26 protein-coding genes are annotated in these 25,040 nt (G+C 62.2%); 20 read left to right on the forward strand and 6 right to left on the reverse strand.

Annotated elements, in window-relative coordinates:
* Positions 1 to 271: 271 nt before the first annotated feature.
* Complete coding sequence (gene icd / locus SU48_RS08715; protein ID WP_064014915.1) at positions 272 to 1,528, reverse strand: NADP-dependent isocitrate dehydrogenase; 1,257 nt, start codon at positions 1,526 to 1,528, stop codon at positions 272 to 274.
* 270 nt (positions 1,529 to 1,798) lie between these two features.
* Between icd and SU48_RS08720 the strand changes: the two genes are divergently transcribed.
* The 11 genes from SU48_RS08720 to SU48_RS08760 all read left to right on the forward strand — a co-directional run bounded on the left by SU48_RS08720 (position 1,799) and on the right by SU48_RS08760 (position 10,992).
* A complete protein-coding gene (locus tag SU48_RS08720; RefSeq protein ID WP_064014916.1) occupies positions 1,799 to 2,047 on the forward strand; it encodes a hypothetical protein in 249 nt (82 codons plus the stop codon).
* 160 nt (positions 2,048 to 2,207) lie between these two features.
* Positions 2,208 to 3,143, forward strand: a complete 936-nt coding sequence (locus SU48_RS08725; protein ID WP_064014917.1) for a carbohydrate ABC transporter permease — start codon at positions 2,208 to 2,210, stop codon at positions 3,141 to 3,143.
* A complete protein-coding gene (locus tag SU48_RS08730) occupies positions 3,136 to 4,080 on the forward strand; it encodes a carbohydrate ABC transporter permease (RefSeq protein WP_064014918.1) in 945 nt (314 codons plus the stop codon). Before SU48_RS08725 ends, SU48_RS08730 begins: the two co-directional genes overlap by 8 nt.
* Positions 4,077 to 4,490 (forward strand): hypothetical protein, encoded by a 414-nt coding sequence (locus SU48_RS14165; protein ID WP_157451129.1) that lies wholly within the window; start codon positions 4,077 to 4,079, stop codon positions 4,488 to 4,490. The genes SU48_RS08730 and SU48_RS14165 overlap by 4 nt, the downstream gene beginning before the upstream one ends.
* Positions 4,490 to 5,875 carry an FAD-dependent oxidoreductase gene (locus SU48_RS08735; RefSeq protein ID WP_064014919.1) on the forward strand — a complete coding sequence of 462 codons (1,386 nt, stop codon included), beginning with the start codon at positions 4,490 to 4,492 and terminating at the stop codon, positions 5,873 to 5,875. The genes SU48_RS14165 and SU48_RS08735 overlap by 1 nt, the downstream gene beginning before the upstream one ends.
* A gap of 121 nt (positions 5,876 to 5,996) precedes the next feature.
* On the forward strand, positions 5,997 to 6,587 hold the full coding sequence (locus SU48_RS08740) for a DinB family protein (RefSeq protein ID WP_064014920.1): 591 nt from the start codon (positions 5,997 to 5,999) through the stop codon (positions 6,585 to 6,587).
* Positions 6,584 to 7,099 carry a histidine phosphatase family protein gene (locus SU48_RS08745; RefSeq protein ID WP_082869726.1) on the forward strand — a complete coding sequence of 172 codons (516 nt, stop codon included), beginning with the start codon at positions 6,584 to 6,586 and terminating at the stop codon, positions 7,097 to 7,099. The genes SU48_RS08740 and SU48_RS08745 overlap by 4 nt, the downstream gene beginning before the upstream one ends.
* Positions 7,096 to 7,893 carry an alpha/beta fold hydrolase gene (locus SU48_RS08750; RefSeq protein ID WP_064014921.1) on the forward strand — a complete coding sequence of 266 codons (798 nt, stop codon included), beginning with the start codon at positions 7,096 to 7,098 and terminating at the stop codon, positions 7,891 to 7,893. Before SU48_RS08745 ends, SU48_RS08750 begins: the two co-directional genes overlap by 4 nt.
* A gap of 17 nt (positions 7,894 to 7,910) precedes the next feature.
* Entirely contained in the window at positions 7,911 to 8,582 is a 672-nt protein-coding gene (locus SU48_RS14170; RefSeq protein WP_157451130.1) for a hypothetical protein, read from the forward strand.
* Positions 8,579 to 10,090 (forward strand): DUF4127 family protein, encoded by a 1,512-nt coding sequence (locus tag SU48_RS08755; RefSeq protein ID WP_064014922.1) that lies wholly within the window; start codon positions 8,579 to 8,581, stop codon positions 10,088 to 10,090. The genes SU48_RS14170 and SU48_RS08755 overlap by 4 nt, the downstream gene beginning before the upstream one ends.
* Positions 10,087 to 10,992 carry an ROK family protein gene (locus SU48_RS08760; protein ID WP_064014923.1) on the forward strand — a complete coding sequence of 302 codons (906 nt, stop codon included), beginning with the start codon at positions 10,087 to 10,089 and terminating at the stop codon, positions 10,990 to 10,992. Before SU48_RS08755 ends, SU48_RS08760 begins: the two co-directional genes overlap by 4 nt.
* 77 nt (positions 10,993 to 11,069) lie before the next feature.
* Here the strand turns inward: SU48_RS08760 and SU48_RS08765 are convergent, their stop codons facing one another.
* Positions 11,070 to 12,140, reverse strand: coding sequence for an HD-GYP domain-containing protein (locus SU48_RS08765; protein ID WP_064014924.1), 1,071 nt, complete (start codon positions 12,138 to 12,140; stop codon positions 11,070 to 11,072).
* Positions 12,141 to 12,498: 358 nt separating this feature from the next.
* Here SU48_RS08765 and SU48_RS08770 point away from each other — a divergent pair, with 358 nt between their 5' ends.
* Together SU48_RS08770 and SU48_RS08775 are read left to right on the forward strand one after the other, a co-directional pair.
* A complete protein-coding gene (locus tag SU48_RS08770) occupies positions 12,499 to 13,347 on the forward strand; it encodes a TIGR00282 family metallophosphoesterase (protein ID WP_064014925.1) in 849 nt (282 codons plus the stop codon).
* Complete coding sequence (locus SU48_RS08775) at positions 13,331 to 15,844, forward strand: phosphoenolpyruvate carboxylase (protein ID WP_064014926.1); 2,514 nt, start codon at positions 13,331 to 13,333, stop codon at positions 15,842 to 15,844. Before SU48_RS08770 ends, SU48_RS08775 begins: the two co-directional genes overlap by 17 nt.
* A 29-nt stretch (positions 15,845 to 15,873) precedes the next feature.
* Here the strand turns inward: SU48_RS08775 and SU48_RS08780 are convergent, their stop codons facing one another.
* Both SU48_RS08780 and SU48_RS08785 read right to left on the reverse strand, forming a co-directional pair.
* Positions 15,874 to 16,344 (reverse strand): NUDIX hydrolase, encoded by a 471-nt coding sequence (locus SU48_RS08780; protein WP_064014927.1) that lies wholly within the window; start codon positions 16,342 to 16,344, stop codon positions 15,874 to 15,876.
* 44 nt (positions 16,345 to 16,388) lie between these two features.
* Positions 16,389 to 16,913, reverse strand: coding sequence for a hypothetical protein (locus SU48_RS08785; protein WP_064014928.1), 525 nt, complete (start codon positions 16,911 to 16,913; stop codon positions 16,389 to 16,391).
* Between the two features lie 109 nt (positions 16,914 to 17,022).
* Here SU48_RS08785 and SU48_RS08790 point away from each other — a divergent pair, with 109 nt between their 5' ends.
* Positions 17,023 to 18,228, forward strand: coding sequence for an ABC transporter permease (locus tag SU48_RS08790; RefSeq protein WP_064014929.1), 1,206 nt, complete (start codon positions 17,023 to 17,025; stop codon positions 18,226 to 18,228).
* 139 nt (positions 18,229 to 18,367) lie between these two features.
* Positions 18,368 to 19,393: a PEGA domain-containing protein gene (locus SU48_RS08795; protein ID WP_064014930.1), complete on the forward strand. Its 1,026-nt coding sequence runs from the start codon at positions 18,368 to 18,370 to the stop codon at positions 19,391 to 19,393.
* A 179-nt stretch (positions 19,394 to 19,572) separates the two neighbouring features.
* Here SU48_RS08795 and SU48_RS08800 read toward each other — a convergent pair whose 3' ends face one another.
* Together SU48_RS08800 and SU48_RS08805 are read right to left on the reverse strand one after the other, a co-directional pair.
* A complete protein-coding gene (locus SU48_RS08800) occupies positions 19,573 to 20,157 on the reverse strand; it encodes an NUDIX hydrolase (RefSeq protein WP_064014931.1) in 585 nt (194 codons plus the stop codon).
* Positions 20,154 to 20,792 carry a MazG family protein gene (locus tag SU48_RS08805; protein WP_064014932.1) on the reverse strand — a complete coding sequence of 213 codons (639 nt, stop codon included), beginning with the start codon at positions 20,790 to 20,792 and terminating at the stop codon, positions 20,154 to 20,156. Before SU48_RS08805 ends, SU48_RS08800 begins: the two co-directional genes overlap by 4 nt.
* 234 nt (positions 20,793 to 21,026) lie before the next feature.
* Between SU48_RS08805 and SU48_RS08810 the strand changes: the two genes are divergently transcribed.
* The 5 genes from SU48_RS08810 to SU48_RS08830 all read left to right on the forward strand — a co-directional run bounded on the left by SU48_RS08810 (position 21,027) and on the right by SU48_RS08830 (position 25,035).
* On the forward strand, positions 21,027 to 21,497 hold the full coding sequence (locus SU48_RS08810; RefSeq protein WP_064014933.1) for a hypothetical protein: 471 nt from the start codon (positions 21,027 to 21,029) through the stop codon (positions 21,495 to 21,497).
* Between the two features lie 392 nt (positions 21,498 to 21,889).
* The gene (locus SU48_RS08815) at positions 21,890 to 22,105 is read left to right on the forward strand and encodes a hypothetical protein (protein ID WP_064014934.1); all 216 of its coding nucleotides are present in this window, start codon (positions 21,890 to 21,892) and stop codon (positions 22,103 to 22,105) included.
* A 157-nt stretch (positions 22,106 to 22,262) separates the two neighbouring features.
* Positions 22,263 to 22,991, forward strand: a complete 729-nt coding sequence (locus SU48_RS08820) for an SDR family oxidoreductase (RefSeq protein WP_064014935.1) — start codon at positions 22,263 to 22,265, stop codon at positions 22,989 to 22,991.
* 209 nt (positions 22,992 to 23,200) lie between these two features.
* On the forward strand, positions 23,201 to 23,632 hold the full coding sequence (smpB, locus tag SU48_RS08825) for an SsrA-binding protein SmpB (protein WP_064014936.1): 432 nt from the start codon (positions 23,201 to 23,203) through the stop codon (positions 23,630 to 23,632).
* The gene (locus SU48_RS08830; protein ID WP_064014937.1) at positions 23,629 to 25,035 is read left to right on the forward strand and encodes an N-acetylmuramoyl-L-alanine amidase family protein; all 1,407 of its coding nucleotides are present in this window, start codon (positions 23,629 to 23,631) and stop codon (positions 25,033 to 25,035) included. Before smpB ends, SU48_RS08830 begins: the two co-directional genes overlap by 4 nt.
* Positions 25,036 to 25,040: the final 5 nt, after the last annotated feature.

The following is a 25,040-nucleotide window of genomic DNA, read 5'->3' on the forward strand; positions in this document are numbered from 1 at the left end:
CGAGCGGTCTGAGGAAGGGGCAATCGCTGGCGCTCACTCACCCCTCTACTGCGTAGCTCTGCGAGTCCCAGCCTCCCCCCTCAAGGGTGAGGAGCTAAACCAAGCTCTCTGCCCTTATCTGTTTCCCTCGCCCCTTGCGGGAGAGGGGCGCTGTGAAACAGCGGGGTGAGGGGCAGGCGAGCGGCGAACCCGCCCCCTAGACCAAGCCCACAACCAAAAAAGAGAGCCGAAGCACCCGGCCCCGGCTCTCCTCCTACGCTTGTGCTACAGCTTAAGCGCCTGCACCGCGCATGTTTTCAATGATCTTGTCGGCAAACTGACTGGTCTTAACTTCGGTTGCGCCTTCCATGTTGCGGGCGAAATCGTAGGTCACGACGCGCTGCTGAATGGTCTGGTCGAGGCCCTTGAGGATCAGGTCGGCGGCTTCCGTCCAGCCCATGTAGCGCAGCATCATTTCGCCCGACAGAATCACGCTGCTGGGGTTGATGACGTCTTTGCCCGCGTATTTGGGAGCCGTGCCGTGCGTGGCCTCGAAAATGGCGTGGCCCGACACGTAGTTGATGTTGGCTCCGGGCGCGATGCCGATGCCGCCCACTTGCGCGGCAAGGGCGTCAGACACGTAATCGCCGTTGAGGTTGAGGGTGGCGATCACGTCGTACTCGGTGGGACGCAGCAGGATTTGCTGGAGGAAGTTGTCGGCGATCACGTCTTTGATGACGATGCCGCCGGGGAGTTGGAGCCAGGGGCCGCCGTCAATTTCCACGCCGCCGAATTCGCGTTTGGCGAGGTCGTAGGCCCAGTCGCGGAAACCGCCTTCCGTGAACTTCATGATGTTGCCCTTGTGCACGATAGCCACGCTCTTGCGCCCGTTGTCGAGGGCAAACTGGATGGCGGCCCGCACCAGACGCTCGGTGCCTTCCTGAGACACGGGCTTGATGCCGAAGCTGGACGTGTTGGGGAAACGGATTTTAGTCACACCCATTTCATTCATCAGGAAATCGCGCATCTTGTCGGCTTCGGGCGTTCCGGCCTTGTACTCGATTCCGGCGTAGATGTCTTCGGTGTTCTCGCGGAAAATGACCATATCCACGTCTTGGGGGCGCTTGACCGGGCTAGGCACGCCCGCGAAGTACTGCACGGGGCGCACACAGGCGTACAGGTCGAGTTCCTGACGGAGCGCCACGTTGATGGAGCGGATGCCCGTGCCCACTGGCGTCGTCAGCGGCCCCTTGATGCCGAACAGGTATTCGTCGAACGCCTTGATCGTTTCAGCGGGCAGCCACTCGCCAGCGCCGTAGACCTGCGTGGACTTCTCGCCCGCGTAGACTTCCATCCATTCGATCTTCTTTTCGCCGCCGTAAGCGACTTCTACGGCAGCGTCCAGCACGCGCACGCTGGCCTTCCAGATGTCTGCGCCCGTGCCGTCGCCTTCCACGAACGGAATGACCGGATGATTGGGCACGCTAAGTTTGCCGCCCTGCATGGTGATTTTTTCGCCCTGCGCGGGCACCTTGATATGAGTTTCCATTTCAGTTGCAACTGTAGCGTGCCGGGGATGAGTGCCGCCGAAATGGGCCTGTTACCGTATAGGTTTAGACGCAGTTCAAAATTTTGGGGGACAGGAAACAGTTCTTAGACCCTTAGAGACTCGCCCCCTAGACGCCTTCCCCACACCGCATACCCCACCAAAGATAACGGTGTGCTGGGATTCTCCTCACCTGACCCCACAAGCTTGAGCGCAAGCTGAACAGACCCGAATGCACCAACTGGGAATCCAAACCACAGGAGGTCTACACACATGAGTGAAGACAAAAGTACGCTAGGAAATATGGTGGACGCTGCCAAGGCCAAGATCAACGAGGGTGCAGACCGCGCCCGCGCCGCAGGACACGATCTGGCGAGCCATGTGGGAAGCAACCCCGCCGAGAACGCGATGGACAAGGCACAGGCGACGGAAGACCGCGCCAAAGCCGAACTTCATAACCGCGAAGCCAATGCCGAGTACACCGAAGGCAAAAGCGAAGCGAAAGACGGCGACGGACGCTAACCAGCAACACCAGTTCTCAGCGAACACCAGTCTCTAGCCACCCCTAACCGCAGACGTTCGGAGCAGAAAAGCTTCTGAGCGTCTGCTTTTTTGCTGACCTGTAGACGGCGAGGCAGACTTCTTCATCCTGTCGGCCCTTCCCCTGCGTAAACTGCCGAGCATGACCATCCCTACCCGGCGTGAATCGCGCCGTGAGCAGCACAAGAAGGGCAGTTCCGGGGCCAAAGTCACCCTCAGGAACACCCTGATCGCCTACGCCTTCATGCTGCCGTTCCTGATCTTGCTGGTCGTGTACCACACGTGGCCCGTGTTTTTCGGTACGTACCTCGCGTTCACGGAATACAACGTCATCACTCCGCCCAAATGGGTGGGCGTGGATAACTTCCGGGAGTTGGCGCAGGACGAGCAATTTTGGTCGGGCCTCCGCAACAGCCTGAAATACATTCTGGTGGTTCCGGTCATTCAGGGCCTCAGCATCGCCGTTGCCATGTTAGTCAACCGCCCCATGAAAGGCATCGGCTTTTTCCGCACCGCCTATTATGTGCCCGTTGTCACCAGCTTTGCGGTAGTCGGCCTGATCTGGACGTGGATGTACCAGCAGGAAGGCCCGGTGAACTTCGTGCTGCAAGCGTTGGGGCTGATGGACGAGCCCAAAAGCCTGCTGAACAACCCCGTGACGGCGCTGTACGCGGTGATGTTCGTGACGCTCTGGAAGGGCATCGGCTACTACATGGTGCTGTATCTGGCGGGCCTGCAAACTATTGCGCCCGAACTGGAAGAAGCGGCAGTGATAGACGGCGCGACTCGCCTGCAAGTGTTCTGGAACATCACTTTGCCGGGGCTGCGGCCTACGATTTTGGTGTGTAGCCTGCTGTCCACCATCAGCGCCATCAAGGTGTTCGAGGAAATTTACGTGATGACCAGCGGCGGGCCTGCGGGCAGCACGTACACGGCGCTGTTCTACACGTTCTCGCGGGCGTTCGTAGACTTCAAATTTGGGCAGGCGGCGGCGGCAGGCTTGGTCATCGCCATCATCAGCATTTTCTTCGGCCTGATCAATTTCCGCATTACGCGGGGAGGCAAAGCCGATGCTTGAGCAACCCGCCACCACATCGCCGCAACGCCGGGCCGCCACCGCACAGGAAACGGCGCACGTCGCGTCCGGCCTCCGCTCCCGCCGCAAGCGCAAGAACCTGCTGCTGAACGGGCTGGCTTACTTGGTGCTGTGCATCATCGCCCTGATCATGCTGTATCCGTTCTACTGGACACTCATCACCAGCTTCGAACCCACCGGTAACATCTATCAGGCCAAGCTTTGGCCGTCGGGCTGGAGCATCAAGAATTACGTCGAAGTGTTTCAGGGCACCACCGTTCCCTTTTGGCGCATGGCCCTCAACAGCGTCGTCATCTGCACGCTGGGCGTCGTCTTTACAGTGGGATTTGCGGCGCTGGCGGCCTATCCGCTGGCAAAAATGCAGTTTCCGGGCCGCGACCTGATTTTTTACGCCATCCTGACCCTGATGGTGCTGCCCAACGAGGCGGGCCTGATCGTCAACTATTCCACCACCGTGAATCTGGGCCTGCTGCGCCAAGACAACCCTATTTTGAACGTGCTGGCACAGTATGCCGCCGTCGTGCTGCCGGGACTGGCCTCCATCGTGGGCCTGTTCCTCATTCGCCAAGCCTACTTGGGCGTGCCGATGGAACTGATCGAAGCCGCCCGCATAGACGGCGCAAAAGAACTGACCATCTGGCGGCGCGTGATGCTGCCGCTGGCGCTGCCCACCATCGTCGCCTTCTCGATTCTGGAATTCGTGGCCTACTGGAATTCCTTCCTATGGGCTAGAATCGTGCTGCGCGACAAGGAATTGTTGCCGCTGTCGGCGGGATTGCTGGAACTCAGCGGGACGTTCAGCACCAACAGTCGGGCCGTCATGGCGGGCGCGGTGCTGACCATCATTCCCATCCTGATCGTGTTCGCCTTCGGGCAAAAGTACTTTATGAAGGGGATTGAAGGCGCGGTGAAGGGGTGAGGCGAAGCCTAGCAAGGTGGGCCGCCCTGATCTCGCTGGCAGCCTTTTCGTTCCCCGCACAGGTGGTGACTTCTGCCGTCAGTCCTTATCAGGATTTGTCTATTCAGGCGGTGAGCTTGCCCGTAGAGGTCAAGGCCGGGGCATACCTGACCATCAAAGTCTTACCGGGCGGGGGTGGATGCACCACTTATGACCGCATGACCGTCACTCGGTCTAGTGGAAAAATCAACTTGCAACTTCAAATGTTGCGCCGTAGAGATGAATCTCAGCCCTGCACTTTGGGGCTTGAAACTTTCCCAGTGCGGTACATGGAAACACTCTTTCCTAGCGCAGGAAGCAATGGAATGGGAGACAAAGTCGCTGTCAGCGTAAATGGAAAACTGGCCGGAGTCGTAAGGATCGTGCGCTGATGAGCCTTCCATCTCAAACTCTCCCCTACCGCACCCTAGACCGCAGTTGGGACGTACTGGTGGCAGGCGGCGGCACGGCGGGCGCGATGGCCGGGATTGCCGCCGCCCGCAGTGGGGCCAGCGTGCTGGTCATTGAAGCGTTTGGCAGTTTGGGCGGCACGGGCACCAATGCTTGGGTCACGCCCCTGATGCGGAATGTATCAGGCGGGCAGAACTTGAACCGGGGCCTGACCGATGAACTTAAAGCCCGATTGATCGCACGCGGCGACGGCGGCATAGACAAGGGCGGCAACGACAACTGGTTCAACCCGGAAGGCATGAAAGTGGTGCTGGAGCAGATGCTCTTGGAATCGGGCGGCGAGGCGCTGTATCACACGCATGTGGTGGCCCCGGTGATGGACGGGCAACGGGTCACATCCTTGGTCATTCACAACAAGGGCGGCCTGCAAGCCCTGCCCGCCCGCGTGGTCATCGATTCCACCGGAGACGCCGACGTTGCCGTCGCTGCAGGTGCAAGCTTTCACGGCGGCGACTCAGACGGCATTCATCAGGCCATGAGTCTGCGGTTTACGCTGGCCGGAATAGACACGGCGCGGCTGTGCGACTTCTTGCGGGCGCAGGGGCAGGGGCAAGAATCGCCCGACTTCATGCATTTTTGGATGGTATGGGGCAAGGGCAGCACGCTGGAAGGGCTATTTCGGCAGGGGGTAGACGCGGGGCTGCTGCAGGAGCGCGACGGCGACTATTTTCAGGGCTTCAGCGTTCCGGGGCGGCCCGGCGAGATCAGTTTCAATTGCCCGCGCATCCGGGCCGACCTCAACGACGGCGCGGATCCGTGGCACCTCACGGGCGCACAGATAGACGGGCGCGAGGCCATAGACCGCCTGACTGCCTTTTGCCGCGCCTCTTTTCCCGGTTGCGAGTCGGCCTTCGTGGGCACCTACGCGCCTATGGTGGGCGTGCGCGAAACCCGTCGCATCGTGGGCGACTACACCCTCACGCTGGAAGACATTCTGGATTGCCGCACCTTCCCCGATTCCATCTGCCGCAACCACTACCCAGTCGATATTCACAGTCCACGCGGCGCAAAACTGATCCATGAGCGTGAGGGCAGCGCCCCCTATTTTGCCCCAGACGCCTTCCACGAGATTCCTTACCGGGCCATTTTGCCCCAACAAGTGCGGAATGTGCTGGTGCCGGGGCGGGCGGCCAGCAGCTCCTTCGAGGCCCAGTCGGCCATCCGGGTGCAGCAGAATTGCCACACGATGGGCGAGGCGGCGGGCATCGCGGCGGCGTGGGCGGCGCGGGACTTTGGGGGCGACGTGCGGGCGGTAGATGTGGCGGCGCTGCAAACGGAAATGCGGACGCGGGGAGGGTTGGTGTGAAAAAAAATTGCGATGAGTCGCAGACGCATCCGAACGAAGTGAGTGGCAAAAAGTATGGACTTGCGGAGATGGACGAGCAACTACTGCTGTTCTGGGTAATCGAGAACCGGAGTAAGTTCATATGAGCAGAGCAACAGACCTGAAAACTCAACGGGCTTACCAGATTTTGCCGCAGGATGACCCTAGGTTCACGCCGCACATCGGCGCACTCGTGGACATGTTGCACTACGCCCGCCTGACCACCCTGCATGACGTGGCGGGCCTGACGGTAGCTCAACTGGACGCCATTCCCGCTGGCTTCGGGAACTCGGTGGGAATGCTGCTGGCGCATATCGCCGCCGTTCACCGCATCTATCACGGGCTGTCTTTTGAGGGCCGGGACATTTTTGAGGATGAAGCTTACGCGCCCTACCGCTTGGGGCTGGACTTGGGAGAGGCGGCCCGCGCACACATCCGGGGCCACGAATTGGGCCACTATCTGGCCGAACTGGAGGCGGCCTCGGCCCTGACTTTGGACGGCTTGGCGGCGCGAGACGATACGTGGTTGGCGTCCGATCTGGTACTAGGCGGCACTGTTCAGATGAACCACCACTGGGCTTGGTTCCATGTGATGGAAGATGAGGTGAACCACCGGGGCCAGATTCGGCTGATTCTGAACATCGTCGCGCCGAAGGTGAAGACAGCGGGTGGGGATGAAGGGGGACAGACTTGACGGGCACACTGCTCCTCATTCGCCATGCCAAAGCTGCTGGGCAAGCGCCGGACGCACCACTGACGCCAGAAGGGGTGGAGCAGGCAGCACGATTGGCTGAAAGCCTGTCTGGAAGCGGCATCACCCGCATTGTCAGCAGCCCTTGGGTGCGGGCGGTAGACACAGCGGGGCCACTGGCAGGGCGGCTGGGCCTCCCCGTGCAGACCGACGAGCGCCTGACCGAACGGGTGCTGAGCGGGCGCGATCTCGCTTCTTGGCAAACGGCTCTGAAGCTCAGCTTCCGCCTGCCTGTCCTGACCCTGCCCGGTGGCGAATCGGGTCACACTGCTCGCACCCGCATTCTGGCTGCGCTGGACGACGCCCGCGATCCGGCTGGAACGACTGCCGTCTTCTCACACGGTAATTTGCTGGCGCTCGCGCTGGGGCTGGATTTTGACGGCTGGGCGGGCCTGCGAACTCCGGATGTGTGGGTGTGGACTGCCAAATCCTCCGCACGCTGGGAACCCGTATGACCCGCGAGTTCTCCCCCACTGACCCGCACGCCGCGCCCCTGCATGGCCAGACGCCCTACCAGATCGAGCGCCGCGTGCTGGCGGGCGTTCCGTGCCTGATCGAACGGCCCGTAGAGGGGGTGGAGATTCGCGCCCTGTGCCTCGTCTATCACGGCGCGTGGGCGGCCAAAGAAGGCAAATTGGGCGTGTATTCGGCGCTGACGGGGCGGGGCGTGGCGGTGGTGATTCCAGATGCGGCCCTGCACGGGGAACGTCAAGCCGATACGCCGCCCGATTTGAACGCCCGCGAATACGTCTGGGAGAGCGTGCGCCGCACAGTAGCCGAAGCCCCGGCGCTGATAGATGCACTGGAAGACCTGTTTGGCCCGCACCCGGAGAAAAGGCGTCCGCTGTGGATTGTGGGCAGCAGCATGGGCGGGTACGTGGCGCAAACGCTGATGCAGACCGAGCGGCGCGTGTCGCGTGTGGCGGCCCTGATCACATCGGGCGTATGGGCGGAGCCAGAGGTGGGGCAACCCCAATTGCGCGAGTTTCTGGACGCCCACCGCCCCCTGACGCACGCCACCAAAGCTCCATCAATTCCTCTGCTGCTGGCGAGCGGCGAGGCTGACCCGACTTTTCCCCTTGCTGCCCATCACCACCCGACTGCCGCCGCCTACCGCGCAGCCTATGCACAGGCCGGAGCCGCCCACCTGCTGCACGAGGCGACTTTTGCGGGCGTGGCCCATTACACCAGCGTGAGCATGCGCGATCACGTACTAGATTTTTTGAAAGAAAATTTTGACAAAGCCTAGTGAAGGATGGAGACCAAATGAGCGAAACGTCAATTGTAGAATTTTTTGAAAAGATGAAAGCATTCGCTTCTCCTGAGGAAATTATAGAACACGTAGCAGATATTAAAACAAAAAAGCCCAAAATCAGCGATGATGCCATATGGGACAAAATATGTAAGAGAGCAAAAATTATATCCACTGGTCAAGGGGTAGTAGCATCGTTACCCGGTGCTATCCCAGGTGTTGGAACTGTGGCTCAAATTGCGTTAATGACAACAACTATATCAGCTGAAACTTGGCTGCAGATCAAAAAAATGTCTTATTTACATCTGGCTAAGGCTCACCTGTCTGGAGAGGATGTTTTTCATGAGGATAGAAAGGAAGAGTTAATCCTAATATTAGGTATAATGACAGGAGCAGTGGTACCTGTTAAAGAGGGCGCAAAAAGATTTGGAGCGACTTTCGCTTTCAAGCAAACTATGAAGATCAGTGGCAAGGCCCTAAAAGAAATAAATAAGAAGGTTGGGTTTACTCTATTGACCAAAATGGGAACTAAACGCGGTGGGGTTGCTCTAGGGCGCGTGATTCCTTTAGGTGTGGGTGCTCTAATAGGAGGAGGAGCGAACCTAGCTGCCATGCATTCTTTTATTAAATCACTTAATAAGTATTTTTCCACCGATCACCCCCAAGAGTACACAGTCAAAGAATGAAGCTGCTCCTCATTCCGCCCGATACCCGCCCACCCACGCTGGCGCACCCGCTGCAACTGGCCCGCATGACCGGGGCTGCCGTGCAGGTGCCACCCGCCGAAGCTTTGCCGAACTTCTTCACCCCCGGCAACACGGCCACGCTGCGGACTTGGCTGCTAGACCATGCAGCGCAGGCCGACACCCTGATCGTGTGCTTGGAAACGCTGTGCTTGGGTGGCATGATCCCGGCGCGGCGCGTGTCGGACGGGTTGGACAGGGTGCTGGAGCGGCTGAACGTGCTGCGGGAAGCACGGGCGCTGAATCCGGACTTGCATATTTACGCACATGGCGTGGTGGTACGGGTAGCGCACGACAACGACCCACACGAAGAAAAGGAGTATTACGGCGAGTGGGGGCCGGGGCTGCGGGCTTACTCTGTGGCGGCAGATCGGCACGCGCGGCATGGCGAGGCCGAACGGGACGCCCTGACCGCCGCCCGCGCCGCCTTGCCCCCGCACATTCTGGCCGACTGGGTGGGCACGCGGGAGCGCAACCGCACGCTGCATCTGCACGCGCTGGACTTGCTGGCAGAGGGCGTGCTGACCCATCTGAGCGTTACTTTGGACGATACGAGCGAATACGGCTTGGCCGCCCTAGACCGCCGCATGCTGGAAGCCCGCGCCGACGAATTGGGCGTGTGGGCGCGGTTCGACTGCTACCCCGGAGCCGACGAGGTGCCGTGTGCGTTGCTAACGCGGGCGCTGCGGCGCGGCCTGCCCCCAGCGCGGGCGTGGGTGCGCTACAGCGGCACACTCGGCGCGGGCGCGGGCCTGATCTACGAAGACCGTCCGGCGGGGGAGCTGGTGCGGGCGCACTTGCGGGGCGCGGGCTGCGTGCTGGCCGACAGTGTGGCCGAGGCCGATTTCATTCTGGCCGTGAATACGCCGGGGCTGCGGCAGGCCAACCTTCAACCTGACTGGGCCACCGTAGACACGCCGCACCGCCACTTGCCCGCTTTTGTAGACACCATTCGAGCCGACTTGGAGGCGGGGCGGGCCGTGTCGCTGGCCGACATCGCCTACCCCAACGGAGCCGAGCGGCGGCTGTGGACGCTGATGCAGCCGCTCTCGCTGGCAGAATTGGCAGGATTCAGCGCGTGGAATACGGCGGGCAATACGCTGGGCAGCGCGGTGGCGTTCGGGGCGCTGGCGGCACAAGTCAGCGATAAAGCCGCCCACGCCGAAGCCATGTTTTCCCGCGTGGTAGACGACGTGCTGTATCAGGCGTATGCCCGCGCCGAGGTTCGCGCCCACCTGGGCAGCCCCAGCCCCTACGACTTGGGCGAAGCCAGAGCCGACGCTGAAGCCAAGCTGCAAGAGCTGATCACGCCGCGAATTCAGGCCGTGTGGGACAGGCATTGGGGCGGGTCAGGGCTGAAGCTGGAGCTTGGGCAGGCGCACCTGAGTTGGCCGAGGTTGTTTACGGGCGTGTTTCCGCTGAGCGTCAGCCACACGGGGGAAACAGGATGACCACTTCTCCCCCACTTCTCGCGCTGGATATCGGCGGAACCTCTCTGCGGGCCGCCCTGATTCGGAACGGACAGATCACCGAGCGCCGCGAAGCCCGGACGCCCAAACCGAGTACGCCCGACGCCGTGATTGCCGCCGCCCTCGCCTTGGCCGCGCCACTTTCCGCACACGCTGCCGCGTTGGGGGTGGCCTGTGCGGGCGCGGTCGCGGGCGGCAGAGTCACCGCCACCGCCGTCCACACTTTCCCCGGCTGGACAGATGTGGCCCTCGCCGAACGCTTGGGCGCGGGCTTGGGTTTGCCCTGCGCCGCCCTGAACGATGCCCGCGCCGCCGCGTGGGGCGAATGGGCGGCGGGTGCGGGCCGGGACACACAGGAATTCATGTTCATTACGGTCAGCACAGGCGTGGGCGCGGGGCTGGTGCTGGGCGGGCGGCTGCATCTGGCGGGCAACGGTCTGGACGCCGAACTCGGCTTTGTCAGTGTGCCTGCCGCGTGGCAACTGGGGCAAGACGTACCACCGCTGGGCCAGTTGGGGCCGCTGGAATTTGAAAGCAGCGGCACGGCATTGGGGGGGCAAGCCGTCCAGCTGGGCTTTGCCGATGCCCGCGCCCTGTGCGACGCCGCAGAGGGAGGGGATCTGAAAGCCGAAGCCGTCTACACCCGCTCGGCAGCGTTGATGGCGTGGAAAATAGCCGACATCGCGGCCCTGTTGGGCATGACACGGGTGGCACTCGGCGGCAGCGTGGGCCTCAGAGGCGGCTATTTGGCACGGGTACAAGCCAGCCTCGCACTCTTCCCGGCCCGCTACCAGCCCGAAGTCGTTCACGCCGAATTGGGGGCCGATGCGGGTCTGATCGGTGCAGCGCTTTGGGCGGGGCGCGGTGAGGGGAAAGGCATCTAAGGGTCGAAGGTTTGAGGGTCTAAGAAAAGGCGAAAAGAGCGACTGAGTGCCCACCATTTCCGTCTCCGTGACCGCTTCTACTGCTGAGCTTCGAACCTTGGCAGCAGATGAGTAAAGCCCAGCACCTCGCACACGAACAGCTGGGTAAGTTCCGGGTCGAACTGGCGGCCACTTTCGCGGATCAGGTGTTCTACGGCGTCCTGATAGGGCCATGCAGGTTTGTAGGGCCGCACGCTGGTCAGGGCGTCGAACACGTCCACGATGGCCATAATCCGGGCCACCAGCGGAATCGCCCCTTCGCGCAGTCCCAGCGGGTAGCCGTGACCGTCCCAGCGTTCGTGGTGGTGGCGCACGGCGTCTACCGTCTGGGCGGGCAAAAAGGGCAGTTCGGCCAAGACCTGCACGCCCCACAGCGGATGCTGCAAAATCACTTCGTATTCCAGCGCGTTCAGGGGGCCGGGTTTATGCAGGATTTCCTGCGGCACCCGCGCCTTGCCGATGTCGTGCAGGGCGGCTCCCCAGCGCACGGCCCGCACTTCACTCGGCCCCAGCCCCGCCGCGCCTGCCAACCGCTGGGCAAAATCCACGATCCGGCGAATATGCTCGGCCTGCCACGCATCCTGACTGACGCCCAACAGATGAATCGCGTCGTCTAGAGCGCGTTCGGTGTGGTTCAGGCGTTCGCTGAGATCGAAGGTGTGCTGGGCGCTGACCTTCAGGGCTTCCAAGCTGCCTGCAACCAGAGGGCCACGCTCGGCCCACACCACGCGCACCACATGACAGGCGTGGCGGGTCAGCAGTTCGGCGTCCTCCAGCACGCCTTGCCCGCGCCGCAAGGCTGCCGGGTAGTGGGCGCGGTCATAACGCAGCCACTCCAGCAGCGGGCGGCCCCGCACTTCATCGGCGCTCAGGCCCGTCATGGTTTCCCACGCGCCGCCCACTTCCAAAATCAGGCCCGCCGCGTCCAGCAGGAACAGGGCTTGTGGCTGCGCTTCCAGCATCACCTGCATCAGATTGGCTTTGGGAACAGTTTCACCAGACCACCCCTGCGAACCGGAAGCCGATGAATCGGCGGCACACAGCGCAGGCGTGCGGAGTTTGGATTTGCCCAGTGAGGGATAGGAGGGGAAATCGAAGTCTTCAAACATGGAGGGCCGGGGCGCACAGGCGGCACTGTGAGGAGAATGGGAAGGGACGCCGCCACCGGACAGGTGAGGTCAGTGCAAAAAGTCCAGTGGGCATAAGTGGATGGTAGGGGATGTGCTGTGAGTAGCCCGTGAGGGAGGCTGACCGACCGTATACCGGCGAGAAAGCCTCCTGGACATTTTCTAGCTGACTGGCAAGTTTTTTACACTGGATATAACATGAAGACCAGATAAAGGGCTGAAAACACGCTCATATCTTATAGAGCCGAAATCTGGCGTGGGAGAGCGGGGTGTTCGCCGCTTGGTGTCCGGCCTACACAAAACGGCGGCCTGAGCGGGCGGCTGCGCTAAGGTACTGGCTATGCTTCGTGTGCTGTTTGTGGGAGACGTGTACGGCCAACCCGGACGCCGGGTGCTGGCGGCGCATCTCCCCACCCTGCGGGGGCCGGACGGCCTCAGAAACTTCGATTTCATCATCGTGAATATGGAGAACGCGGCGGGGGGTTTCGGTCTGCACCGCGACGCCGCCGAATCTGCGCTGCGGGCGGGTGCGGACTGCATGACGCTGGGCAACCACGCTTGGCATCACCGCGATATTCACGCGCTGCTGGCCGACGCGGAAAGTTATCCCATCGTGCGGCCCCTGAACTACGCCGACCCCGCGACTCCCGGCGTAGGCTGGCGCACCTTTGACGTGCCTACCCGCGTAGACGGCAAACCCGGCCCCACCGAACGCCTGACGGTCATCAATGTGCTGGGGCGCGTGTTTATGGACGCCGTCGCCAACCCCTTCCGGGCCATAGACGAGGTGCTGGAACGGCCCGATTTGGGCAGCGTGTTCGTGGATATTCACGCCGAGGCCACCAGCGAGAAGGCCGCTTTGGCGTGGTATCTGGATGGCCGGGTGGCCGCTGTGATCGGCACGCATACGCACGTGCCCACCGCCGATACCCGGATTTTGCCCGGTGGCACGGCCTTTCAGACCGACGCGGGCTTTACCGGGCCGCACGACAGCATCATCGGGGCCGCGCCCGAAGGCCCCATTCAGCGCTTCTTGACCGAGCGCTCTTACCGTTACGCCGTGGCAGAGGGCCGGGCCGAACTGAACGGCGTGGCGCTGGAGCTGCAAGACAACCGCGCAGTGAGCATCGAACGTTACCGTTACCTTGAAGCAGACCACCGGGAGGACGACTATGGGCATTCGCAATGACGTAAATCTGCTGGGGCGCACGCTGGGGCAAGTGCTGAAGGAACAGGAAGGCGAGGCGTTTTTTGATCTAGTGGAACGCACGCGGGCGTTGGTGCGCGAGGTACGCGGCGGCGGCGACGACTCGGAATTGCGGGCGCTGATCGGCGGGCTGAACGAGGCCGATGCGGGCAACCTGACGCGGGCCTTCACGTGGTACTTCCAACTTGTGAATCTGGCCGAGGAATACGAGCGGGTGCGGGTGCTGTCGGGATCGCAGGGCACGCGCCCACAGAGCATAGAGGGCGCACTGGTAGAGCTGAAGGCGCAGGGCGTGAGCGCTATTGAGGCCGAAGCATTGCTGGCCCGCCTTGATTTGGGCCTCACGTTTACCGCCCACCCCACCGAGATGCGCCGCCGCACCATTCGCAGCCATCTGGTCGAGGTGGCCCGCGCCATTCCCGACCTGCACAGCCAAGACGAATCGGCGGTAGAGCGTGTGGCCGCGCACGTGGAAGCCATGTGGACGACCCCCGAACTGCGCCGCCTGAAACCCACCGTGCTGGATGAAGTCAAGGGCGGTCTGAATTACGTCACTTCCATTGCACAGGCACTCCCGGCGCTCCAGCGCGACCTTCAGCGGGCCTTCCGCACGGTGTATGGGCGCGACACGGCGGCCCAAGTCCCCCTCAGTTTCAGTTCTTGGATGGGCGGTGACCGCGACGGCAACCCCTTCGTGACCCCGCAGGCCACTGCCGGAGCGCTGGAAATTCACCGGCAACGGGCGCGGGAAGTGCTGCTGAGCGCGATAAAACAGGCGTATGCCGATCTGAGTCAGGAGGGAAACACAGAAGATTCCCCCGACAGCTACCGCGAAGAGCTGCGTGACCTGCACAATTCGGTACGCGATGGGTTGCCTGTAGAACTCCTGCCGCGCTTGGAAGCCCTGCGCGAGCGACTGCGCGCCGAAGGCCAGCAGCGCAGCGCCGATCAACTGCTGACGCCCTTGCTGACGGTGGCCCGCGTGTTCGGGCAACATCTGGTGAGCTTGGATGTCCGCGAACACAGCGCGCAGACGGGAGCAGCGGTGGCCGAACTGCTGGCGGCGGCAGGCGTGGAGGCCAACTATCTGGCCCTGCCCGAACACGCCAAGTTGGAACTGCTGACCCGCGAACTGCGCTCTCGCCGCCCGCTGTGGCCTGCGGGAGAAGCCCTGACCGACACGCTGGAAACCGCCATCGGCCCCATTCGGGAAGTGCAGGCGGCGACCCGATTGGTTGGCCCCCGCGCTTTCGGACATTACGTGATCAGCATGTCGGAAAGCGTGTCGGACGTGCTGGAGCCGCTGCTGCTGGCCCGCGAGGTGGGGTTTGCCATCCTGCCCGTGCCCCTGTTCGAAACGTTGGCCGACTTGGAACGTGCCCCGCAAGTGGTCTGGGAGTTGCTGAGCCTGCCCGAATACCGAGCCGTGCTGGGCGACAGCGTGCAGGAAATCATGCTGGGGTACAGCGATTCCAACAAAGATGCGGGGTTTTTGGCGGCGAATTGGGCCTTGCACGAAGCGCAGCGCAAGATCAGCGACGTGTGCAGGCGGGCAGGCGTGCATTGGCGCTTCTTTCACGGGCGCGGCACCTCCATCGGGCGCGGCGGTGGGCCTGCGAGTCGGGCTATTTTGGGCCAACCCGCCGGAACCATCGACGCCGGAATCCGCATTACCGAGCAGGGCGAAGCGTTGGCCGACAAATACAGCCACCCCGTCTTGGCCCGCCGCAATCTGGAACAAGCCCTGTACGGCCTGATGCTGGCCGCCGCCCGCCCCGCGCTTGACCCGCCGCAGGAGTGGATGGACGCCCTAGACCGCGCCGCTCGCGTGAGTGCCCGCGCCTACCGCACCCTCGTAGACGACGCCGACTTCATCCCCTTCTTCGAGCGGGTCACGCCCATTCACGAAATCTCGCGCCTGAATATCGCGTCCCGCCCGGTTCGCCGCCCCGGTGCGCCCACGTTGGGCAACCTGCGGGCCATTCCGTGGGTCATGAGCTGGACGCAAAACCGCGCCAATTTACCCGGTTGGTACGGCCTGACCGAAGGGATTCGGGAAATAGGAGTGGAGCAGGCCCGCGCCATGTACGCCGACTGGCCCTTTTTCCGCACCGTGCTGGACAACAGCCAGATGAGTCTTGCCAAAAGCGACCCGCTGATTTTCTGTGAGTACCTGACCCTCCTGGACAACGGCGAAGGCACGGCAGAAGGCAGCGCCCGCCTTGCCGAACACCTAAAATACAGTTACCGCGACGCCGTAGAAGCCGTGCAGAGCGTGATCGGCGCGGAACTGCTGGGCAACGAACCCCGCCTGCGCGAAAGCATTGCCCTACGCAATCCCTACATTGACCCGATCCACCGAATTCAGGTGGAACTGCTGCGCCGCGCCCGCGCCACCGAACACGGTCTGGACGAATACGAACGCCCCCTGCTGCTGAGCTTGCAAGGCGTGGCGGCGGGAGTGAGGAATACGGGGTAAAGCTAAAACTTAACACTGCTGGCCCGCTCTCAACTTGTGTCGGAGCGGGCCAGCAACCATTTCGCTGCCCAGTGTGCAGGCAGACCGCGCAGTGCGGGCAAGTCGTCCGGGCTGAAAAAAGCCAGTTCTATTCCTTCTATGCCGTCTGGAACGGGTGTACCCTGCCACTCGGTGACGTGGTACACCGCCGTATAGAAGTAGGCTTCGTCCCCGTTGGGCAAGTGACGGTGAGGGGTAGTCAGTAACTCAAGCAACTTGAATTCCATAACTTCCAGCCCCGTTTCCTCCCGCACTTCCCGTGTCATGGTGTGCTGCGGCGGCTCCCCCAACTCGCACAGACCACCGGGCAAGCCCCACACATCACGCCCCGCCACGTGTTGCAAGAGCACGTGCCCAGCTTCATTCAGAATGATGCCGACAGCTCCCATCAGATTCACGGGGCTGGTGCCGATCATGCGGCGAAGGTAAGGAAGGTAGTCCTGCACGGCGTCAGGGGTCACTGTCGGCCAGATTAGCCCACCGCCGTAAGAGGCGCGTGGGTTATTTACAACCGGCCCCGGAAACGGATGTTCGTGAACTCCACCCGTTCACCAAAATCAAGTTGCCCCTCCAAGATTCTAGCCCCTAAATACAGCGTTCCTTCCCGCACGGCCTGATCCAGAATGGGGTTTTTGAGGACAATGGGCAGCGGCTTATCCGGGTTGAGCAGCAACTCTGTCAGGTACTGACCGTCTCCCGTGCCGTCACACAGATACGCCCCGCCGTAGCCTTCCTGTTTTGCCTCTACAAATGGGCAGTTGGGGCTGCGATTCAGCGCAAACAACTGCACGCGCAACTGTGTTGAGCCGCCCCGGTAAGTGGCAGCGGCTTCAAAGGTCACGTCCCGGTAGGACAGCTTGGGAATCTTGAGGTATTCCAACTGATTCGAGTTGAGATAGGCGACTTGAGACGCTTTGAGAGGGCCCAGATCGTTGACGACGTGGAAATCATTCCCGGTCTGTTCCGGCAGGGGAATCAGGCCGCAGGCGGTGAGGAACGGTGCCAGCAGAAGCAGTCGGTTGAGTCGCATAACTGACTTTGATTCTACGTGCAAAAGTCACAATGTGTGACCGCATATCCTGCAGCGCCGAACAAACACGGGCAACTCGTCCCATCTGCCCCGTGTAAGCTCTAGCTTCATGCCCGCTGCCGATCCGACACGCCCACCCCGCTCCGCCCGCCGTACCCCAGACCTTGCGTGGACACTGGCGCGGGCGCACCTGTCGCGGCGGCGCACCCAGAATGTGCTGACAATTGGGGGCATCGCGGTGGGCGTGATGGTGCTGATTGCCGCGCTGAGCCTCACCAACGGGTTTACGCGCTCGCTCATAGACGCGACGTTGCGGGCCAGTCCACACCTGAGCATCACGTCGTTTACGCCCCAGCCGCGGAGTCCGGCACTGGAAAAAACCATAGCCGCCGACAAGGAAGTGACGGCAGTGACCCCCTTTCTGGCCGACAAGGGCCTGCTGACCCGCCCGGCCAGCGGAGGCCGCAGCGCAGGCGTAGATTTTGCCACCCTGTTCGGTGTACAGGCCTCGGCAGCGCAGGTGCTTCAACTTCAGCCGGAAGAGGGGGAACTGTTGGCAGGCCTGAAGGACGGCGAGGTGATGCTGGGCGCAGCGTTGGCCCGCAGTGTGGGAGCCTTCGCGGGCGATGAGGTGAGGCTCCTCAACAGCACCCAGCGCCGCGCCACCCTGAGGGTCAAAGGTGTGTTCAGCACAGGCAATTACCTCATAGACAGCGCCTACGCTTTCACCAATCTGGGCACGCTGCAAGCCCTTCAGCAGACCCCCAACATCACGGGCTATCAGCTTCGTCTGCAAGACCCGGCCACTGCGCCCGCCGTCGGATCGGCCCTCACAGGCACGCTGCCCTACTCGGCGCTGCCGTGGCAAAACCTGTACGGCACGCTGTTGGATCAGTTGGCGCTGCAAAAACGGGTCATCGCCTTCGTAGTCTTTCTGATCGTGATCGTGGCGGCCTTCGGCATTGCGAATGTGCTGACGCTGGCCGTGTTCGAGAAGACACAGGAAATTGCTATTTTGCGGGCCATCGGAGCCACCCGCAAACTGATTACTCGTGTGTTTGTTTTCGAAGGACTGGTGCTGGGATTCAGCGGCCTGCTGCTGGGCAACCTGTTGGGTCTCGCCATCAGCGCCTATTTCACGGTGCGGCCTTTTCAGCTCCCCGGCGACCTGTATTTCATCACGGCCCTGCCCGTAGAGGTGCGCCTGACCGACCTGCTGTGGGTCAACGCGGTCGGATTGGGAACGACGATGTTGGCGGCCCTGATTCCGGCGCGGCGGGCGGCAAACGTCGAACCAGCGCGGATTATTCGCTGAAACCCGCCCGAAGGTGACTTGTGCGTCAGGCTCCAGTTATCTTCCTGACGGTGGCCTGAAGCACTATTAACGTTGTGGTCTGGGTTGCTCATGGGGCGTCAAGCGGAGGCCATTAGTCTGCTTCTCGGAGGTACCACCCATGAAAAAACTTCTGATGATTCCCGCCGCGATGCTGCTGAGTACTGCCGCCGCCGCCCCCAAGATCAGCGCCCAGAGCATCATCGTGAACCCCACGCAGCCTGACCTGAGCGTCAGCGTTCGCGTAGACAAGGATCAGAGCGGCAACGCCAGCCCCAACTACCGCGTCAACGAGCCTATCCGCATCAGCACCAGCGTAAACCGTGACGCTTACGTGTACTTGTTCAACATCGACTCTTCCGGCGACGTGACCCAGATCCTGCCCAACCGCATCTCGGGCGACGAAGCACTGGTCAAGGCCAACACCACCCGTGTTTTCCCCGCTGCTGGCGACAACTTCACCTTCAGCGTCGACGGCCCCATCGGCCTGAACAAGGTCTTGGCGCTCGCCAGCCTGTCGCCCCTGAACCTCGATCAGATCAGCTCCTTCAAGACCCAGCAGGATCAGTTCGCCACTGTGGCCGCCAAAGGCCAAGACCGTCTGGCACAGGCGCTGAGCATCGTGGTCAACCCCTTGCCTCAGAACAGCTGGGTCAGCGACACCGCCTTCTTCAACGTTGTCGGCCAGACGCCCATCCAGACCGGCAGCCTGTTCGTTGGCACCAACGTATCGGGCAGCACCGTGATCCTGAACGGCCAGAACCTCGGCACGGGCAACACCACCTTCAGCAACCTGCGCCCCGGCAGCTACCCCGTGCGTGTGCAGGCCCCCGGCTTCCGCGACTACACCACCACCGTCGCCATCCGTGCGGGCAGCACCACCAACCTGAACGTCGAGTTTGCTCAGGTCATCGCCCCCGCCCCCACGCCCGTCAACCAGTTCACCATCGCCATCCGCAGCAACGTTGCTGGCGCACTGGTCTTCGTTGATGGCCGTCAGGTCGGCACCATCCAGAACGGCGGCCTGAATGTCAGCGTTGCCCGCGGCGGACGTGAAGTCGTGCTGATCGCCCCCGGCTACCGCACCTTCATCAACACCTACAACGTGCAGCAAAACGGCCAGATCACCATCAACCCTACCCGCTAAACTCAGCGGTGGACAAAGGAAGCCTCTCACCTTCGGGTGGGGGCTTTTTTTGTGGCGTAGGCATGGGGACTGAGTGTGAGGGGCTTGGCCGAAGGGTCGCAGGGTTTAAGAAGGGCGACAACCAGAGCCGAAGCTGCACGGCATTGGCAACGCTCACAAATCATCCTTAGACCCTTGCCCTACATCGGCCCCCGCGTCAGCAGATCATGCACGATCCGGGCCGTCATACCCCAAATGTCGTGGCCTTGCCAAGGGTAGCGGTACAGGGTCACGGAGGTTCCGTCCGGCAGGGTACGAATTTCGCTCGTGACGGTCAGGGCGCGGAGTTCGGCCAAGGTCGGCAGGAGAATCTGGGCCACTTCGGCGGTAGGTGTCAGATGTAATTGGGCCGGAACACGCGCCAGCACAGGCGTCACATGAAAGCCGATGGGCGTGAATACATCGTCGAGTTCTCCCAGCACTTCCGGCAGATGGGGGGCCAATCCGACTTCCTCGTCGGCCTCGCGCAGAGCGGCCTGCACAGGCGTTTCGCCGGGTTCCATGCTGCCGCCCGGAAAAGCGATCTGGCCCTTGTGGGTGGGCAGATCGGCAGAGCGCACCGTCAGCAGTACGCGGGGATCGGGTTCGCGGGTCAGGGCCACCAGTACGGCGGCGCGTCGGTACTGGGGCAGATCGAGGGGACGGCGGATACGCCCGCCCAGCCACACCGCCCAAGGGTCTTGCTGCACGGCGTCCAGCGGATCGGGAGCGTCAGGCCCGCTCATACTGGATCAGGCAGGGCCGCCAGCGCCGCGTGGGTATGGGCACGCAAGGCCACTTCAGGATCAATGCCCAGCCCACGCGCCCACGCCACCACAGCGGCCAAGGCTTCGGCCACGCCTGCCTCGCTGGGGGGCAAAGTTTGAATGGCCGATATTGCCTGCAACCGTCCAGTATCGTCCAGCAATTTCGGACGTCCGGCCAGCTTTTGCGCCTGGGTCTCGCGGGCCAGCGCCCCCAACGCGGCGGGCACGCGGTCTGCGGCGCTGCGGGGTTTGCCGCCCCCCTCGGCGGCCTTGATGGCCTGCCAGTTGGTCACCACCTCGGCGCTCGTCTCTGCCCTCACGCTTCCGAACACGTGCGGATGGCGGCGCACCAACTTGTCCACGATGCCGCGTTCCACGTCGGCGTACCCAAACGTCCCTTCTTCCTCGGCAATGACCGAGTGGAAGGCCACCTGTAGGAGCACGTCGCCCAGTTCACCCGCCAGCTCTAGGCGGTTGCCGGAAGCCACGGCGTCGGCGGCTTCGGCGGCCTCCTCCAAGAGGTAAGGGCGCAAGGTTTCATGGGTCTGTTCCCTGTCCCAAGGGCAACCATCGGGGGCACGCAAGCGGCGCATGATGTCCAGCAATTCCTGCATGGCCCAGTTTAACCCGGACTGTCCAGTCCGCCTTCAACGCTGGGCAAAGTCAACGCCGGGCCAAGGTGAGAAGAAACGTGAGTACGCTGACTTTCCGGCACCCGCGCTTTTGGCTGTGACTCTCGGCCTTCTCCCCAGTTCGGCGCTTTCCGTCTGCCCGCCGCCTGATGCGCCCCGCCCTCGCCCTCACGCCCAGTTCACGGTGAGTCAGACAAGCTGTGATGAAGTGGGGGCATGAAGACCCCGATCCTGTCCCGTACCCTGTTGGCCGCCCTGACGTTGGGCACGGCCAGTGCAGTCACGCCCGTCTCCGCTCCCACTTGGAGCAAGGCCGGACTGTCATCGGCCACCTACGTGATTCTGGAACCCCGTGTGGAAGGCAACATCAATCTGGTGGGAGCCGATCAACGCAAAAGCATTCTGGAAGCCATGAAGCGTGACTCGGCAGGCGCGATCACTCGCCGCTACCCCACTGCCAAAATCGCCACCGACGCGGCCACTCCCGGCGCAATCCGGGTCACACCCACCTTTATTGCCCCCAGAACCCTCGTCCCCTGGGCCAAACTCGGCGGACGCCTGGATTTCGAGCTGCCGAACGGCCAGAAGATGTCGGCCCGCGAAGATTTCGGCATCAGCATCCTGCTGCAAAAGCGCTCGGAATTTGTGAACTATATGTACGACACGGTGGCCAAGCAGTTGCCCTGACCGATGGTACTCAGTGTGTGGTCAGGTTCCGACTTCCTTTGACCATAGCCCAAGAATAAGGTGCGTTAGCTCCTCTCGCCTTGCAAGGCACCTTGAGAGGGGCAACGGGCGAGGCGTTCTGGACGACGTTTTTCTCTGGCCTGATTTTCAGGGATAACTACTGTCCGAACCATTGCTAACACCGGTCAACATTACTAATAACGTAAACTTCACACTTTAAGTGGCGACTCATTCATACCGAACGCCAAGCTCTACGTCATTATTTTGTAAGATAAGTCAACTAGAATTATGTTGATCTTATGACACATTTTCTACGTAAACAGCCCGTATCTAAGATTGATTCTCCCTTCGTAGTCAGTAAGTTGAATTATCCCTATCTTCGGCGGTGTGCGGTGGTCAGTATCCTTAAGCGGCGCGGCTGGATCGCGGGCGTAGGTGCGGTGGCCCTGCTGCTGGGCTTGCAAGTCTCGCTGGGCACGGGGGTGTTGCTTGGTTTCCTGTCTCCGTTGGCCATTACCCTGTGTATAGGGGCTCAATCCATCTGGAGGCACCGCGGTGATTGGCACGCCCGCAGCAGCGCCATTCCGTCCTTCCTGAACAAGCTGTAGAGCATCTGGCCGAGTGAAACTGGCGGTAATTTTATGCTGACACTTCCACTCCCAAACGCTCTTTCTGCTCCGTTGGTCTGACCAAACGACCAGACTGTTGACAACTTCTTTAGGTCGACTGCTCAGACTCCCATGTCTGGCGTGTTAGCGTTCCGACATGACCGAATCCACTTCTCCTCAGACCAGCCCTTCCAAAAGTGCTTTTATCACCGGAGCCAGCAAGGGCATCGGTTTAGCTGTGGCGCACGCTTTGGCCGCGCAGGGCTACGGCGTGACCCTGACCAGTCGCAAGGCCGGTGAGGTAGAGGCCGCCGCCGCTGCTGTCGGCTCCGGCGCACGCGGCGTGGTGTGCGACGTGAAAGACCCCGCCGCCCTTGTGCGTGAAGTCGACGCGCATGTGGCGGCGTTTGGCGGCCTAGATGTCCTGTTCGTAAATGCAGGCGTGGGCCATTTCGGCAACGTGGCTGACCTGAGCATCGAGGACTGGCAGGACGTGATCGACACCAATCTCAGCGGCGCGTTCTATACCATCAAGGCAGGAATTCCGGCCCTGAAGGTACGCGGCGGCTACATTTTTACGCTGTCCAGCTTGGCAGGCAAAAACCCGTTTGCAGGCGGCGGAGCCTACAACGCCAGCAAATTCGGCCTGAACGGGCTGTCGGAAGTGCTGACACTGGACTTGCGCGAACACGGCATCAAGGTGACCCAGATCATGCCCGGCAGCGTCGCCACGCACTTTGCAGGCCACACGCCCGATGACCAAAAAGACGCTTGGAAAATTCAGCCGGAAGACATTGCCCAGCTGACGGTTGACCTGCTGAACATGCCCACCCGCACACTGCCCAGCAAAGTGGAAGTGCGCCCCAGCCGTCCGCCCAAAAAGTAATTTCCCCCCGTTATCCACTCTCACGCCACCCGCCCCGTACCGGAACCGATTGGACTGGTACGGGGCGGGTTTTCTAGTTAGGAATCCGTCATTGGGCTGCGCGTCTACAGCCCCATCCACCTTGGAAAAAACTAGAATTGCCCGGCCACTGCATCTTTTTTGCCCAGCGCCCGCCCCACCCAACCGGAATTCATGTTGGCCCTGCTAGAATGCTCGGCGTGTACACGAATCGCCGCGCTCATTACGAGTACGAGTTGCTGGAGCGCTTCGAGGCGGGCATCAGTCTGACCGGAAGCGAGGTCAAAAGCATCAGGGCGGGCGGAGTAGATTTCCGCGACGCCTTTGCTCGCCTGACCCATGGAAATGTAGAACTGGAAGGGCTGTACATTCCGGTCTATACGCAGGCCACCTACAACAACCACGAACCTCGCCGCACCCGCCGCCTGCTGCTGCACCGCCAAGAAATCATGAAAATGAAAAAGCAGCTGGAGCAAAAAGGCCTGACGCTGGTGCCCACGCGCCTGTATGCCAAAGGCCGGGTCTTCAAGGTCGAACTGGCGCTGGCACGCGGCAAACAACTGCACGACAAGCGCCGCGCAGAGGCCGAAAAAACCGTGCAGCGGGAACTGCGGAGCCTGTGAGGAGATCTCTTGTCTCTCAGCGGTGGCGGCCCGTGTTGCTGTCGGCGGCGCTGCTGTGTGCGGGCATCGCCGGGGCGCAGGTGGCCCTCACGCGCCTGAATCTGGCCGGGGCGCAGGTGCAGAGCATCGGGCTGTACGGCGCAGAATATGCCAGCCGTGAGGTGCTGAGCCGCCTGCTGACCATTGAGCAGGACGGCAGCATCGTGCGGGTAGAAGGGTACGGCCACACCCTGCTGCTGCCCATAGACGAGGACAACCAGAGGGCCACCACCGCCTTCAATACGGTGCAACTCGATACCGAACGGGTCACGGGACGCACCGCGACGTTGGTCAACGGCACGCTGTATCTGCCGCTGGATACGCTGGCGAGGGGACTGGGGGCCAGCTACGAACTGGGCAGTTTCCGGGTGGCCGCGCCCAATTTGCAGGGCGTCAGCAGCCGCGCCGGGAAGGATTCAGACCGCTTGGTGCTTGACCTCACCCGTGACGTGGAATTTAAGGACGAACTGCGCGGCACGACTGTGCAGATTACGCTCAGCGGTTTGAAGGGCGAGGCGAGGCGCTACACCACGCGGGGCGCGTTCATCCCAGCCGCCGAAGTGAAGGCGCAGGGCAACGATCTGGTCATCAGCTTTCCTCTGCCCCCCGGCAGCGGCTACCGCGTGTACCGGGTGGTCAGGCCCGGCGGGGCGCGGGTGGTCATTGACGCGGGGCCGGGCATTCCCCGGAATACGGTGGCCCTGCTTGACCGGATTTCGCGGCCCCTGATCGTGCTTGACCCCGCCCGCGTGGACGGACTGGGCCGGGACGTGACGCTGGACGTGGCCCGCCGCGCCGCTGAACTGCTGGCCAAAGCAGGCTGGCAAGTGAAGGTGACCCGCGAAGCAGGCAGCGCCCTCGGCCTGAATGAGAAGCTGAAGCTGGCCCGCCAGAGCGACGTGTTCTTGGCCCTCGATCTGGGGCGTTTTCCCGGCACCGGGCGCGGCGGCGTCACTGTGTACGAGCAGACGGGCCGGGCCAGTGCCCAGATCGTGAATACCCTGCGGGCTGGAACCACACCGCCGTATGGAACGCTGGTGGTGGGCGGTTCGGGCGGCAGCCGACGCCTAAGCGAGTTGTTGCGCGGAGAGCTGCGCGGCGGCGGCGTGACCGCCAAACAAGACAGCGTGTCGCGCATGCTGACGCTGGGAGAGGCTCCGCAGGCCGCCCTGCTGCTGGAACTGGGGTGGACGGGCAACGCCACTGACCGGGCCAATCTGGGCACCGAAGCCCGCTTGCAGGCGATGGGCGTGGCCCTCGCCCGCAGCGTGGCGACTTATCTGACGGCCCGCGCCAACAATGCCAGTCAGTTGGGTGCAGCCGCCGCAACGCAGGGAATATCGGCACAGGGAGCCACCCAGTGAACGCC

Source organism: Deinococcus puniceus (genome assembly GCF_001644565.1).
GTDB classification, from domain to species: Bacteria; Deinococcota; Deinococci; order Deinococcales; family Deinococcaceae; genus Deinococcus; species Deinococcus puniceus.